This window comes from Rhodopseudomonas sp. P1, from assembly GCF_039642825.1.
Classification (GTDB): domain Bacteria; phylum Pseudomonadota; class Alphaproteobacteria; order Rhizobiales; family Xanthobacteraceae; genus Rhodopseudomonas; species Rhodopseudomonas palustris_H.
Genome location: NZ_CP088006.1, coordinates 2648783 through 2662614, shown reverse-complemented (window position 1 = coordinate 2662614; position 13832 = coordinate 2648783). Strand labels below are relative to the sequence as shown.

Here is a 13832-nt window from a genome sequence, read left to right as displayed (position 1 = left end):
CGGGGAGAGTATCGCGCCATTAAATAAAATGGGGCGTAGCGTGACCGATTTCACCATCAATCAAGCAATCGACGACAACGGGCCACTTCAGCCGGCCGGTCGGCCGAACCTGGACAAAGGCTTCAATCCGCTGACGATGATCCTGTTCTTCGGGATCCTCGGTGTCGGCATTCTGTTCGTGGCCTACAGCATCTATGTCGACGTGGAGGCTACCGGCGTCCGCGTCACGACGTATCTGCCTTATCTGCTGCTGCTGGTGGCGCTGCTGATCGCGCTGGGCTTCGAGTTCGTCAACGGGTTCCACGACACTGCCAACGCGGTCGCGACCGTGATCTACACCCACTCGCTGCCCGCCGAAGTTGCGGTCGTGTGGTCGGGCGTGTTCAACTTCCTCGGTGTGCTGACCTCCACCGGCGCGGTGGCGTTCGGCATCGTTTCGCTACTGCCGGTGGAGTTGATCCTTCAGGTCGGATCGAGCGCCGGCTTCGCCATGGTGTTCGCGCTGCTGATCGCCGCGATCCTGTGGAATCTCGGCACCTGGTACTTCGGCCTCCCCGCCTCGAGCTCGCACACCTTGATCGGTTCGATCATCGGCGTCGGTGTGGCTAACGCGCTGATGCGCGGCCGCGACGGCACTTCGGGTGTGGACTGGGGCAAGGCGACCGAAATCGGCTACGCGCTGCTGCTGTCGCCGCTGGTCGGCTTCGTTTGCGCCGCGATCCTGCTGTTGCTGTTCAAACTGGTGGTGCGCAATCCGAAGCTGTACTCCGCGCCGGAAGGCAACGCACCGCCGCCGTGGTGGATCCGCGGCCTGCTGATCCTCACCTGTACTGGCGTCAGCTTCGCCCACGGCTCCAACGACGGTCAGAAAGGCATGGGCCTGATCATGCTGATCCTGATCGGCACGGTGCCGACGGCCTACGCGCTCAACCGTGCGCTGCCGGATTCCCAGGTCGCGCATTTCGAGCAGACTTCGGCGGCCGCCTCGGCCGTGATTGCGGCGAAAGGCGCGGGCTACAGCATCATCGGCGATCCCCGCCCCGCGGTGACACTATACGTATCGCAGCACAAGATTAGCGAAGGCACCTACCCGTCGCTGGCGGTGCTGGTGAAGGATATCGGCGAGCAGGTGCAGCGCTACGGCTCGCTGAGCAAAGCGCCGGCCGAGTCCGTCGGCAACACCCGCAACGACATGTATCTGGCGTCCGAGGCGATCCGCTTCCTGATGAAGGATAAGGAAAGCGACCTCAGCAAGGACGATGTTGCCAAGCTCAACGCCTACAAAGGCTCGCTCGATAGCGCGACCAAGTTCATTCCGAACTGGGTCAAGGTCGCGGTTGCGATCGCGCTCGGCCTTGGCACGATGATCGGCTGGAAGCGCATCGTCATCACCGTCGGCGAGAAGATCGGCAAGTCACATCTGACCTACGCGCAAGGTGCCTCCGCCGAGCTGGTGGCTGCCTCGACCATCGGCGCGGCCGACATGTTCGGCCTGCCGGTTTCGACCACCCACGTGCTGTCGTCGGGTGTCGCCGGCACGATGGCGGCCAACGGCTCGGGCCTGCAGATGGCCACGATCCGCAACCTGCTGATGGCCTGGGTGCTGACGCTGCCGGCCGCCATCCTGCTGTCGGCGACGCTGTACGTGCTGCTGTCGCGAGTGCTCTGAGCCTGCAACGCGTTCGCGGTGACGACCGCCGCCGTCGTCCGGACGCAGCTCCGTAAAAAAGACGCCGCTCCGGCAGAACCGGAACGGCGTCAGGAGGGAGAGAGAGTGCGGCGCGCTGGTTACGGCGCGCCGTTGGCTATTCGTCGCGTAGCGCCGATCACCAGGTGGCGTCGAGCCCGAGCAGACCGAGGATCTGGCGGCGCAGGTCGGCCAGATATGGATCGCCGCGGTGGCGCGGATACGGTGCCTCGACGGCGATGTCGGCCTTCAGCTTGGCGGGACGCTCGCTGAACACCACCACGCGTTGCGCCAGGAACAGCGCCTCTTCAACGTCGTGGGTCACCAGCAGCGTCGTGAAGCCCTGCCGCTGCCACAGCGACACGATTTCGGTCTGCATGCTGAGCCGGGTCAGCGAGTCGAGTTTGCCGAGCGGCTCGTCGAGCACCAGAATGTCCGGATCGTTGACCAGCGCCCGGGCCAGCGACACACGCTGCGCCATGCCGCCGGAAAGCTGGTGCGGATAGGCGTTGGCAAAGCCGCTGAGCCCGACCAGCGCCAGCGCCGCATCGACGCGGTGACGCTCGCTCTTGAGGATGCCCTGCGCCTCCAGCCCGAGCGCCACGTTCTTCCACACCGTCCGCCACGGAAATAGCGTCGGATCCTGGAACACCACCACCCGCGACGGATGCGGCCCGGTGATGACGCGGCCATCTTCGAGCAGCCTTCCGGCGCGCGGCGGCTCGAGCCCCGCCACCAGCCGCAGCAGCGTGGACTTGCCGCAGCCCGACGGCCCGAGCAGCGCGACGAACTCGCCGGGCTTGGCGCTCAGCGTGACGTGATCGAGCACCGGCAGTTCGTTGCCGTCGATGTCGAAGTGATGGCTGACGTCGACGACGTCGAGCGCGGCGCCGGCGGCCTGCGGCGGCTGCTTCAATGCGACGGCGCTCACCATTTCACCACACCCTTCTGCCAGACCAGCAAGCGGTCACGGACCTTGAACAACGCCGTGATGGCGCCGGAGCAGAGCAGCGACATCACCAGCAGCGCCGCATACATGTTGGCGTACGCCGCCCAACCCTGCGCCCATTGCAGATACCAGCCGAGGCCGGACTTCACGCCCATCATCTCCGCCACCACCAGCACCGCGAACGAGGCGCCGAGGCCCATGAACAGGCCGACGAAGACGTGCGGCAGCGCCGCCGGGATCGCGACCTTGAACACCAGGAACGACGGCTTGGCGCCGAGCGTGCGCGCGACGTCGTAGTAGGCGTTCGACACGCTGGCGACGCCCGACCAGGTCAGCACCGTCACCGGGAAACCGGTGGCGAGCGCGATCAGAAAGGTCGAAGCACTCCAGCTCGACGGGAAGGCGAAGAACGCGATCGGCAGCCACGCGGTCGCCGGCAGCGGGCCGATGAAGCGCAGCACCGGATGCACCCAATAGCCGACCGCACGCGACCAGCCGATCGACACGCCGGTGACGAAGCCGACCGCCGCGCCGATCAGATAGCCGCCGAGCTGCAACTTGATCGATGCGAACACGCTGTCGAACAGCTTGACGAAGTCGTCGGTATAGACCTCGACGATCGCCTGCGGCGGCGGGAAGAACGGCAGCGGCAGCACGCCGAGCTTGGCGGTCAGAACCTCCCACAGCGCGAGCACTACACCGAGCAGCAGCAGCCACGGCGATCGCCGCTGCAAGGACTCGCCGACCCGCTGCGACCAGAACCCGGCCACTGCCGCGATCGCGATCACGCCGCCGAACACGAAGGCGGCGATCGCCACCTCCTTGGTGCGCGTCCAATCGCCGATGTCTTCCCGCCACAGGCAGGACAGACCGAACGCGATCCAGCCGAGGCTGGCGGCGAAGCCGACGAAATGCCCGCGCAGCGCACGAAGCAGCGACGGCGTGCGGGACGCAAGTCGCGTCCCGACGTCGATATCGAGCGTCTCAGACGCGGAATACGTCGGCATAGATCTTTTCCGCAAATTTGCTGGTGTCGGTCGAGGGCTTGATCACCGAGACGGCCTTGAGGTCGTCGGCGTAGAGCTTCAGCTCGTTCTTGAGCTGAGCGCCGATCGGGTGGTGATCATGCGTGTGATACTTGATCAGCGCCTGGATATCCTCTTCGGTGACGATCTTCGGCGCGTAAGGCAGGAACGACTTTGCCGCCTTCTCCGGATTCTTGGACGAGAACTCGGCCGCGTCGAGCAGCGCCTGGGTCAGCGCGCGCGCCACCTGCGGCTCTTCGCGGATCAAGCTGCCGCGGACGCCGACAATGCAGCAGCTCACATTGCGATAGATGCCGTCGAGATTGGAGCCGATCTCCTTGAACTCGCCGTCCTTGAGGAACGCGTGCGCCAGCGGGTCGGATGCCAGGGCCGCCTGTGCCTCGCCCTTCTCCACCGCGAGCCGAACCAGGTTGGCCGGATACTGCTTCCACTCGAGATCCTTGGTCGGATCGATGCCCGCCTTGGCGAGCTGGATCGAGAAGAAGTTCTTGCCCGGGCCGGCCTGATCGTCGATCGCCACGACCTTGCCCTTGAGGTCGGTGACCTTGCTGATCTCCGACTTGGTCGGCGCGATCGCACGCAGGCAGCCGCCATGGGTGCCGGCAACGATCTTCACGTCGAACCCCTGCTCCAGCGGCTTCAGCCAGCGCAGCGCCATGCCGACGCCGGCGTCGCTCTTGCCGGTGGCGATCGCTTCGAGCAACTGATCGGTCGAGCCGGAGAAATTCACCAGTTCGACGTCGAGATTTTGCTTCTTGAAGAAGTCGTAGTCGACCGCGACCGGCACCTGCACCGAGCACACCGAAGTGGCGTTCCACGACAGCTTCACCTTGCGCGGCGCGCCGGTCAGCGGCGTTGCTTCACCGGAGGTCCTGCAGATCGGCGCATCCGACAGATCGTAGCCGATCGGACGGGCGGGAAATGCCTGAAGGCCGAAGGCGCCCGCCGGCGCCGCGATAACGCCCGACGCCGCGCCCAGCAGCACGGAACGCCGGCTGATCCACCGGCCTTTTTCTTGGTTGCTCATGAATGTCCTCTTCGCTTTCAGGGCTCGGGCCGCATCCTCTGCGGCAACTATCAGCAAGCTGGTTCGGCCCATTTCGGCCGCTCTCGCTGATGAGATTCAGAGCTCACATGATCGAGGTGCGCCGGTATCCGGTCAATGAAACACGATTTCAAATGACCCGCCTAACAGAGAACATCACGGGCGTCGTGCAGGCAGGGACAGCGAAGCGACCCTCACGGAGAATGATGTTCTCAATGACGCCGCCTGCACAGCAGGATCATCTCTGGCCGAACACCCGGTTTGATGAACAGAGTCGCGCGGGGTGTTGTCACGGCATGCCGGATCGAGTGGACGCGAACTACACGCCCTTGAACGCCGGCGTCCGCTTTTCGAAGAACGCGGCGATGCCTTCGCGGTAGTCGTCCGCGGTGTTGACCGCCTCGACGGTGGCGCGGGTAATCGCGGCAGCCTCGGACGGTCCCTTCGGCAGGGTGGCGCCGACAAACCCCTTGAGCAGCTTCACCACCAACGGCGCATTGGCTGCAATCTCGGCCGCGAACTGCCGCGCGACGGCGAGCTGCTCGCCATTCGGCACCACGCGATTGACCAGCCCGATCTCGTAGGCCCGATGCGCGTCGATCGTACCGCCGACCAGCAGCAGCTCCATCGCGATCTTGTGCGGGATTCGCGCCGCCAGCGAACTGATCAGGCCGCCGCTATAGCCGACCTTGGCTTCCGGATAGGACAGCACGGTGTTGTCGGCGGCGATCGCCAGATCGGCAAACTGCACCAGCACGAGACCGCCGCCGACCACAAGGCCGCCGATCGCCGCGATGATCGGTTTGTCGACCGGAACGCCGACGCCCGGCACCGCCCGCCAGAAATCATGCGGGATGTCTTTCAGATTGGCTCCGGCGCTGAAGGCTCGGTCGCCGCTCGCCGTCAGGATCGCGACGTGGTCGCTGCCAGCATTGAACCGCTTCCACGCGACATTCAGGCCCTCCACCACCGAGTGGTCGATGACGTTGCGCTTGTCCGGCCGGTTGATGGTGATCTCGGCGATCCCATTGCGGGACTCGTACAGTACGCTCGACATCGGCATTTCCTCTTGTCTTGCTCAGTTCGCCGCCTGGCTGGCGATCTCGATCAGCTTGGTCTTCTGGCCCGAGCGCGGCAGGCTGCCGTGCGGCAGGATGTCGACCACGGGGCGGAACGTCAGCAGTTCGCGAACGCGGTGCTCGATGTCGCCGGCGAGATCGGCCCACGCCGCCTCCGGTAGATCTGGCGCAGCCTCGATCGCGAGCCGAAGCGGCGGCTCGACCTTCGGCGGCGGCCGATCGAGCCGGATGCGCAGCTCGCCCGAGACCCGCGGCTGGAACTGCAGCACGACGTTCTGGATCGCCGCCGGGTACACTTTGACGCCCTTGATCGCCAGCATGTCGTCGACACGACCGACCACCTCCATCCGCGTGCCGAACGCCCCGCAACCGGGGCAGGTGCCGACATGGATCTTGAGGATGTCGCCGGTGGCGTAGCGAAACGCCGGCGCGGCCTGATAGTCGAGCCCGGTATGGATCGCCTCGCCGACCGCGCCGTCGGTCAGCGGGATCGGCTGCTTGGTGGCCGGATCGATCAAATCATAGCGGAAGCAGGTGTCGTCGCTGAGATAGTGCATGCCGTGATAGTCAGGGCTTGCACAGGACAGCGCAGCGTTGTGCCAGGCGCCGCCCATGAAATCGAACACCTCGGCGCCGAACTCCTCGCGCACCCGCTGGCGGAACGCCGGAAGCCCTGCCCCGGGCTCGCCGGCGCACAGCACACGCTTGATCCCAAGCGCCGCGACCGGCTTGCCAATTTCCTTCGGCGCGCGCTCGATCAGCTGATTGACCATCGACGGCGTCGCAAACAGCGCGGTCGGCCGGGTGAACTCGATGTAGCGCAGAATCTTCGGCACACCGGCCTCGGCGCCGAGCGCCACCGGACGCGCACCGTAGGCCTCCAGCGCCTGCACATAGGTGACGCCGGCGAGCCACAGCGACAGGCCGAAGGCATGGAAGGTGGTGTCGCCTGGACGGATGCCGGCTTGCGCGAACAGCCGGCCGAGCACGCGATGCGAGATGTCAAGATCGCGTGGGCTGAACACATAGAACGTCGGCTGGCCGGTCGTGCCCGAAGTTGCGGCCAGATGCACCGCCTGGTCGAGCGGCACCGTCAGATGCAGGCCGAACGGATGGCCGTAGCGTGCCAGCGACTCCTCCTGCGACTGGCGGTGGCTGACCTTGTCGAGCATTGCCGGCAGGCGGCGGAAATCGTCGAGCGAGCGGATGTCATCCGGCGACGACACGCCCGCCGCGATCAGCTTCGGCCGGAAATAATCGACATTGCTCCAAACGTGCCGGATCTGCTGCTTCAGCTTCTCGAAGCGGTGACGGCCGAGCACGACCTGATATTCGGCCGGATCGCGGCTGTCGATGGCGAGCGGATTGTTGGGATCGGTCATGCTTGCAGTTCCGGAGTACGAGCGTCGGCGAGGATGAGATCGGAGGCGCGTTCGGCGATCATGATCGTCGGCGCATTGGTGTTGCCGGAGACCAGAGTCGGCATCACCGAGGCATCGACCACGCGCAGGCCGGACACGCCGCGCACCCGCAACCCGCTGTCGACGACGGCAGAGCCGTCGGTGCCCATCTTGCAGGTGCCGACCGGGTGATACAGCGTCTTGCCGGTCTGCCGCGCGAACTCCAGCAGTTCGGCGTCGCTACCGCCACTGACGCCTGGCAGACGCTCGCGGACGACATCGGCGAGCGCTGGCTGCGCCGCGATTTTGCGGGCGAACCGCAGCCCTTCCAGCAGCACGCGCTTGTCGTGGTCGTCGGTCAGATAGCGCGGCCGAATGGCGGGCGCCGCCAGCGGGTCGCGCTGGCTGATCTGAATGGTGCCGCGGCTGCGCGGGCGAAGCTGGCACACGCCGCAGGTCAGGCCCGGCTCTCGCTCCACCTCTCCGGTTTCGAAATTGAACGTTGCCGGCATCACGTGGAATTGGATGTCGGGATGGTCCGGATCAGTCGTGGTCGGCAAGAACACGTTGATCTGCGACGCGCTCAGCGTCAGCAGTCCCCGACGCGACGCCGCGTAGCGCAACACTTCGCGCACCAGCCGCCAGCCGCGCGCCGTCTCATTGAAACTGCCGAGCCGCCTGACGTCGTAGATCAGGCTGACCATGTAATGGTCCTGCAGATTGCGCCCGACCCCAGGCAGATGGCCGACGACCTCGATCCCCAGCCCGCGCAGATGATCGGCATCGCCGAGTCCCGAATGCTGCAGCAACGCCGGGCTGGCGACAGCACCGGCCGCGACGATCACCTCGCGGCGCGCCGTATAGGTCTCGACCCGGCCGTCACGCACCACGGCAACGCCGGTCGCGCGGCGGCCCTTGAAGATCAGGCTGGTGGCGTGGGCGCCGGTGACCACCTCAAGATTGCCACGCGAACGCGCCGGCTTCAGATAGGCATTCGCGGTGCTGGCACGTAGCCCATTGCGCACCGTGAGCTGGAAGTAACCCGCGCCCGCCTGAACGTCGCGATTGAAATCGTCCCGCGCGGCGAGGCCCGCCTGCTCGGCTGCGGTGACATAAGCATCCGACAACGGATGCCGGATGGTCGGATCGGACACGCTGAGCGGCCCGCCGACGCCGTGAAATTCGTCGGCGCCGCGCACCTGATCCTCGGCCTTGCGGAAGTACGGCAACACATCATCCCAGCCCCAGCCGGAATTGCCGAGGTCGCGCCACTCGTCATAGTCGCGCGCCTGACCGCGGATGTAGAGCAGCCCGTTGATCGCCGAACTGCCGCCGAGCACCTTGCCGCGCGGCCACAGCATCGGCCGGTTGCCGCTCGAAGCCTCCGGCTCGATCCGGTACAGCCAATTGCCGCGTGGATGCGCGCGATTCCAAACGTACCCGACCGGCAGATGAAATGACGGGTGCCGTCCCTGCCCGCCGGCTTCCAGCAGCACGACGCGATTGCGGCCATCGGCACTCAGCCGGTTGGCGAGCACGCAGCCTGCGCTGCCGCCGCCGACGATGACGTAGTCGAACTCATTGCTCATTGGCACGAACCGAGCAACAGCGATACGGCCGCGGCACGAACGAGGTTCGGTCGCGGTGAAGAAAGAGAATGAGACACAGGTGAGGCTCTCAATACGCGTGCGCCGCTCACAGTCATGCAAACAGCGCGTCAGGCCCCACACTGGCGCCGCCCATCAACGAGGGTCAATACGCGCGGCGATCTTTAGAAGATCATCTTCCAAGCCGCGGCGATCGCGGCAACTTTGAACTGCGATCGCGATCGAATGAAGATGATAACTCCGCCTCCGCTCGCCTGCCGTTCTCGTCACGATCGACTCTCGCATCGGCCGCACACGTGGGCTCTGCGAACACCGAGGTAACAGGTCACCCTCAGCCATGTGATTCAGTCCAAGCAAGGTCACGCGACGTAGTTGTCCTGTTTCGCATCCGCAGCACAACGCAGCCTCGCTGTTCTCTGCTGCACCGATAAATAAGAACCTGCTTCGCCTTGTTGCACCGCAACCCACCACGCTAGGCTTGTCGTCAGCGGCAATGCTGCGGGCGCGATGACATCTCGCCACGCGCTGCCTTCACCTCCTCTCCTGGGACCACAACATGACTGTTCTGAAGACCGCCGCGCGCACGCTCGGCCTGATCGCGGCGTTGAGCGCGCTGTCATCGATCGCCATCGCCGACGCCGCCAAGGGACCGCTGCGGGTCGGCACCAATGCCGGCTTCGCCCCGCCGATCGAAGCCGCCGTGGCGGTCGCCAAGGCGCAAGGTCTGGACGTCAAGCTGATCGAGTTCACCGATCCGGTGACGCCGAACACCTCTCTGGCGAACGGCGAAATCGACCTCAACTATTTCCAGCACAAACCGTTCTTGGATGTCGTCAAGGCCGCACGCGGCTTCGACATCGAGCCGGTCGGGATCGGCATCGCCAACAAGACCGGGCTGTTCTCCAAGAAGTACAAGAGCCTGGACGAGCTGCCGGTCGGCGCCCGTGTCGCGCTCGCCGGCGATCCGTTCAATTTCGGCCGCGGCCTCGAATTGCTGGAGGCGGCCGGACTGATCAAGCTGAAGCCGGACCATGGCCCTCAGGTCAATGTCGACGCGGTGATCGACAATCCGAAGAAGCTGAAATTCCTGGAGATCGACTTCCACCAGCTGCCGCAGTCGCTCAACGAGGTCGACCTGGCGCACGGCTACACCCACTTCCTGAAGGCGTCCGGCGTGATCGATCCGCACGCCGCGCTGTTTTGGGAGCCGATCAATCCGCGGTACGGCATCGTCTTCGTGGCGCAGCCGAAGAACAAGGACGATCCGCGGATCGCGCAGTTCATCAAAATCTACCAGACCGCTCCTGAAGTGCGCGCAGTGCTCGACAAGCAGTATGGCGACCTCTACGTCCGGCTTTGGGAACGTGAGTGATGGACGCCCTCACCGACGCTGGCGCCGGCCCCGGCGTCGGCATCGCCCCTCGGAGCCGTGTCCAGACTGGCGCGGATAGCCCGCACATCATCGTCGAGCGTCTGTCGAAGCAATATCCAGGCTCGACGACACCGGCGTTGATCGAGGTCGACCTCGCCGTCAAGCGCGGCGAAGTCTTCGGCATCATCGGCCGCAGCGGCGCCGGCAAGTCGACGCTGATCCGCACGCTCAACCGGCTCGAACGTCCGACCGCCGGCCGCGTCCTGGTCGACGACGAAGACATCGCCACCTTCGACCACGCGACGTTGATCGGGCTGCGCCGCCGCGTTGGGATGATCTTCCAGCACTTCAACCTGCTGTCGGCGAAGACGGTTTGGCAGAACGTTGCGCTGCCTCTGAAGGTCGCAGGGGTCGGCAAACGCGAGATCGAACGCCGCGTCGACGAACTGCTCGACATGGTGGGACTGTCCGAGAAGCGCGATGTCTATCCGGCGCGGCTGTCGGGCGGACAGAAGCAGCGCGTCGGCATTGCACGTGCTCTGGTGCACCGGCCCGAGGTGCTGCTGTGCGACGAGGCGACCTCCGCGCTCGATACCGAGAGCACCCAGGCGATCCTGGCACTACTGCAGGACATCAATCGCCGTTTCGACCTGACGATCGTGCTGATCACCCACGAGATGGCGGTGATCCGCGAGATCTGCGACCGCGTGGTGGTTCTCGAACGCGGCAGGGTCGTCGAACACGGCGAGGTGTGGAAAGTGTTTGGCGATCCCAAGCAGGAAGTCACGCAGACCCTACTGGGCACCGTGCACCGATCGCTTCCGCCGGAAATTCTGGCGCAGCTGGTGCCGGTGCCGCGCGATCCAGCCGATCCGCTGCTGCTCGATCTGCATTTCACCGGCACCGGCCACCGTGATCCCGATATCGGCGCGATCGCGCAAGCGCTCGGCGCTCGGACACGATTGGTCTATGGCGGCGTCGATCGCATTCAGGGCCGCGCTCAGGGCCATCTGATCGTCTCGGTGGATGCCGCTGACGACCGCGACGCCGTCCTGCAGCGCGCGCACCTCTTGGCGGACAGAGTGAAGGATCTGGGTTTTGTCTCCGCTGGTCATTGATCGCCTGATCGAAGGCATCATCGATACGCTGCTGATGATCGGGGCGTCGTCGCTGATCACGCTCGGCATCGGCCTGCCCTTGGCGCTGCTGCTGGTCGCCACCAGCAAGGGCGGCATTCTCGAGCAGTCTTGGGTCAATTCGAGCGTCGGCAGCGTCGTCAATGTCGTCCGCTCGGTGCCGTTTCTAATCTTGATGGTAGCGCTGATCCCGTTCACGCGCCTGATCGTCGGCACCAGCTACGGCGTGCTCGGCGCCGTTGTGCCGCTGACCGTCGCCAGCGTGCCGTTCTTCGCCCGCATCGCCGAAGTCAGCCTGCGCGAAGTCGACCGCGGCCTGATCGAAGCTGCGGAGTCGATGGGCTGTGGCCGTTGGCACATCGTCTGGCACGTGCTGCTGCCAGAAGCGCGGCCCGGCATCGTCGCGGGCTTCACCATCACCCTGGTCAGCATGATCAACGCCTCGGCGGTGGCCGGTGCGATCGGCGCCGGCGGTCTCGGCGACCTCGCCTATCGCTATGGCTATCAGCGCTTCGACACCCAGGTGATGGTCACCGTGATCGTGCTGCTGGTGATCCTGGTGACCACCATCCAGTTTGGCGGCGACCGCCTCGCATTCGCACTCAACAAGCGCAAATAACCAAATACGCAGGCCGACCGACGCGTTGCGCAATTGCGTGGCCGGCGCCGGCCGGCTACGCGGACCTCTGAACCATCACCACCTGGAAATACACTCATGGCCAAACCGAAGCCCGACGTCGTCACCTGCTCCGAATGCGGGCAATTCAACTGCTATCGTCACGACAAGCGCTATCCCGGCATTTGCGCGACGACGGATCTTGCGCCCGAGGAGCGGCAGGAACTGGTCGAACTGTATTCGGGAGATGCAGTCGACGCGAAGCTGGCGCGGGCGGCGGCCGAGGTCGAAGGGCTGTATTACTGCAAGCTCAATCGCGTCGAAGAGACGGTGGCATTCGCCCGCCGGATCGGCGCCAAGCGGATCGGTATCGCCACCTGCATCGGCCTGATCCAAGAGACCAAGGTGCTGGTCGACATCCTGCGGCTCGCCGGCTTCGAGACCCGTACCGCCCTGTGCAAGGTCGGCTCGATCGACAAGACCGAGATCGGCGTGCCTGAAGAGATGAAGATCAAATGCGGCCATGAGGCTTGCTGCAATCCGGTGCTGCAGGCGCGGCTGCTCAACCGTGAAGAGACCCACCTCAACGTCATCATGGGCCTGTGCGTCGGCCACGACTCGCTGTTCATCCGCCACGCCGAGGCGCCGGTGACGACGCTGGTGGTGAAGGACCGGGTCCTCAGCCACAATCCGGTTGCGGCGTTCCACACCGTGAAGACCTACACCAGCCGGATGCTCGACAAGAAGCGGATGCAGGAGTTGTAAGACGACCCGCGGGTTGGCTTCCGCTCGACCCGCCAGAGTTTGTCGTCCCCCTCAACGCGTGAGGAGCGAGCCAGGATCACCCTGCTCTCGCTCCTCGGCCTAGTCCCCCGTGGCCAGGGCCTACGCCATCCGTTGATCAAGACCGGCCCGGCACCCCATGTGCTGTATTCATCAGCCTTGCAAAATACAGATCACTTGGTGATCAGCGGCCGGCGCGGCGCCGGTGCCTCCGGGCTCCACACCGGAATGATCAGGCGAGTCCAGAACCGCGTATCGTATCCGGAGTAATTATGCTCGGCGACGTCGCGGGTCAGATAGAACTGAGTGATCACCGGGCCGAAATTGTAGCCAACTAAGCCGCCGAGCGCGAACTGGCTCTGCTTGTTGCCGTACAGCCCGCCTGCGGTGCGGAACGGCGACGGTGAGCCGAGATCGGTCGAGCCGTAGCCAACCAGGCCGACCTCCCACTTGTTGAAGTGCTTGGAGACCGAGAAATCGATCTGCGCCGTATCCGGCTGGATGCTCACGCCCGTGGCGCGATCGCTGCCGCTGCTTGAATAGGTGAAGTTGGCGGTCGCGCTCCAAGTGTCGCGGTTGTAGGCGACGGTCGCCAACTCCAGGAAGGTCCAGTAATTGCCGCCGAGGTTGAGCGTGTTGCCGAGGGTGGTGTTGACCGGCGCGAACGCGCCGACATAGTTGGCAAAGCCCCAGCCGCCACCGAGATCCCACGCCAGACCGACCAGACCCGCCGGATTATAGAAGTCCCGCCACGCCGCACTGGTCGGGCTGTTCGGATTGACGCTGACCGTCAGCTCCGGAAAGATTCCGAGGATTTCGAGCCGCCCGCCGAGGATCGTCACCGGCGTCGACCACGCCACCACTGGAATGTTGACGCCGGCATCGATCGTCGGCGCGGCGAACCGCGACGAGCGTTCGAAATAGGTCGCGGTATTGATGAAGTACACGCCCTCCGGCAGCGGCGCGCCGAGCGCAATACCGGCGGTCCACCCCGCCGGGCTCACCGGATCGGCCGACGCGCCACCGGGAAGTGCGACCGCTGCTGCCACCGCGATGGCCGCCAATCGCGCGAGAAGACGAACAGGTTTCAAGATGAGTTCGACGTTCGACAT

General features: G+C 65.1%; 12 protein-coding genes. 5 read left to right on the top strand and 7 right to left on the bottom strand.

The features are described from left to right. The first annotated feature begins 28 nt into the window (after positions 1-28). Positions 29-1669, top strand: a complete 1641-nt coding sequence (locus LRC39_RS12355; protein WP_430624890.1) for an inorganic phosphate transporter — start codon at positions 29-31, stop codon at positions 1667-1669. A 157-nt stretch (positions 1670-1826) separates the two neighbouring features. Here LRC39_RS12355 and LRC39_RS12350 read toward each other — a convergent pair whose 3' ends face one another. The 6 genes from LRC39_RS12350 to LRC39_RS12325 form a co-directional block, all read right to left on the bottom strand. Further along, positions 1827-2621 carry an ABC transporter ATP-binding protein gene (locus LRC39_RS12350; protein ID WP_107355531.1) on the bottom strand — a complete coding sequence of 265 codons (795 nt, stop codon included), beginning with the start codon at positions 2619-2621 and terminating at the stop codon, positions 1827-1829. Beyond that, a complete protein-coding gene (locus LRC39_RS12345) occupies positions 2615-3643 on the bottom strand; it encodes an ABC transporter permease (RefSeq protein WP_264073287.1) in 1029 nt (342 codons plus the stop codon). The genes LRC39_RS12350 and LRC39_RS12345 overlap by 7 nt, the downstream gene beginning before the upstream one ends. After that, positions 3621-4709 carry an ABC transporter substrate-binding protein gene (locus tag LRC39_RS12340; protein WP_107355529.1) on the bottom strand — a complete coding sequence of 363 codons (1089 nt, stop codon included), beginning with the start codon at positions 4707-4709 and terminating at the stop codon, positions 3621-3623. The genes LRC39_RS12345 and LRC39_RS12340 overlap by 23 nt, the downstream gene beginning before the upstream one ends. 337 nt (positions 4710-5046) lie before the next feature. Continuing rightward, positions 5047-5784 (bottom strand): enoyl-CoA hydratase/isomerase family protein, encoded by a 738-nt coding sequence (locus LRC39_RS12335; protein WP_346297461.1) that lies wholly within the window; start codon positions 5782-5784, stop codon positions 5047-5049. A gap of 21 nt (positions 5785-5805) precedes the next feature. Beyond that, complete coding sequence (locus LRC39_RS12330; RefSeq protein ID WP_346297460.1) at positions 5806-7188, bottom strand: phenylacetate--CoA ligase family protein; 1383 nt, start codon at positions 7186-7188, stop codon at positions 5806-5808. Then, positions 7185-8795, bottom strand: coding sequence for a GMC family oxidoreductase (locus LRC39_RS12325; RefSeq protein ID WP_346297459.1), 1611 nt, complete (start codon positions 8793-8795; stop codon positions 7185-7187). Before LRC39_RS12325 ends, LRC39_RS12330 begins: the two co-directional genes overlap by 4 nt. Before the next feature lie 574 nt (positions 8796-9369). On the opposite strand from LRC39_RS12325, the gene LRC39_RS12320 reads away from it, so the two are divergent. The 4 genes from LRC39_RS12320 (at position 9370) to LRC39_RS12305 (ending at position 12702) form a co-directional block, all read left to right on the top strand. Beyond that, positions 9370-10185 (top strand): MetQ/NlpA family ABC transporter substrate-binding protein, encoded by an 816-nt coding sequence (locus tag LRC39_RS12320; RefSeq protein WP_346297458.1) that lies wholly within the window; start codon positions 9370-9372, stop codon positions 10183-10185. Continuing rightward, the gene (locus LRC39_RS12315) at positions 10185-11303 is read left to right on the top strand and encodes a methionine ABC transporter ATP-binding protein (RefSeq protein WP_346297457.1); all 1119 of its coding nucleotides are present in this window, start codon (positions 10185-10187) and stop codon (positions 11301-11303) included. Before LRC39_RS12320 ends, LRC39_RS12315 begins: the two co-directional genes overlap by 1 nt. Further along, positions 11284-11940 carry a methionine ABC transporter permease gene (locus LRC39_RS12310; protein WP_199851812.1) on the top strand — a complete coding sequence of 219 codons (657 nt, stop codon included), beginning with the start codon at positions 11284-11286 and terminating at the stop codon, positions 11938-11940. The genes LRC39_RS12315 and LRC39_RS12310 overlap by 20 nt, the downstream gene beginning before the upstream one ends. A 96-nt stretch (positions 11941-12036) precedes the next feature. Further along, the gene (locus LRC39_RS12305; protein ID WP_346297456.1) at positions 12037-12702 is read left to right on the top strand and encodes a DUF1847 domain-containing protein; all 666 of its coding nucleotides are present in this window, start codon (positions 12037-12039) and stop codon (positions 12700-12702) included. Positions 12703-12893: 191 nt separating this feature from the next. Here the strand turns inward: LRC39_RS12305 and LRC39_RS12300 are convergent, their stop codons facing one another. Next, on the bottom strand, positions 12894-13769 hold the full coding sequence (locus tag LRC39_RS12300; protein WP_234822391.1) for a transporter: 876 nt from the start codon (positions 13767-13769) through the stop codon (positions 12894-12896). Positions 13770-13832 lie beyond the last annotated feature (63 nt).

Excerpts from the sequence above, each read along its gene's own strand:
- LRC39_RS12355 (WP_430624890.1), top strand. The coding sequence starts at position 29 with ATGGGGCGTAGCGTGACCGATTTCACCATCAATCAAGCAATCGACGAC.
- LRC39_RS12350 (WP_107355531.1), bottom strand. The coding sequence starts at position 2,621 with ATGGTGAGCGCCGTCGCATTGAAGCAGCCGCCGCAGGCCGCCGGCGCC.
- LRC39_RS12345 (WP_264073287.1), bottom strand. The coding sequence starts at position 3,643 with ATGCCGACGTATTCCGCGTCTGAGACGCTCGATATCGACGTCGGGACG.
- LRC39_RS12340 (WP_107355529.1), bottom strand. The coding sequence starts at position 4,709 with ATGAGCAACCAAGAAAAAGGCCGGTGGATCAGCCGGCGTTCCGTGCTG.
- LRC39_RS12335 (WP_346297461.1), bottom strand. The coding sequence starts at position 5,784 with ATGTCGAGCGTACTGTACGAGTCCCGCAATGGGATCGCCGAGATCACC.
- LRC39_RS12330 (WP_346297460.1), bottom strand. The coding sequence starts at position 7,188 with ATGACCGATCCCAACAATCCGCTCGCCATCGACAGCCGCGATCCGGCC.
- LRC39_RS12325 (WP_346297459.1), bottom strand. The coding sequence starts at position 8,795 with ATGAGCAATGAGTTCGACTACGTCATCGTCGGCGGCGGCAGCGCAGGC.
- LRC39_RS12320 (WP_346297458.1), top strand. The coding sequence starts at position 9,370 with ATGACTGTTCTGAAGACCGCCGCGCGCACGCTCGGCCTGATCGCGGCG.
- LRC39_RS12315 (WP_346297457.1), top strand. The coding sequence starts at position 10,185 with ATGGACGCCCTCACCGACGCTGGCGCCGGCCCCGGCGTCGGCATCGCC.
- LRC39_RS12305 (WP_346297456.1), top strand. The coding sequence starts at position 12,037 with ATGGCCAAACCGAAGCCCGACGTCGTCACCTGCTCCGAATGCGGGCAA.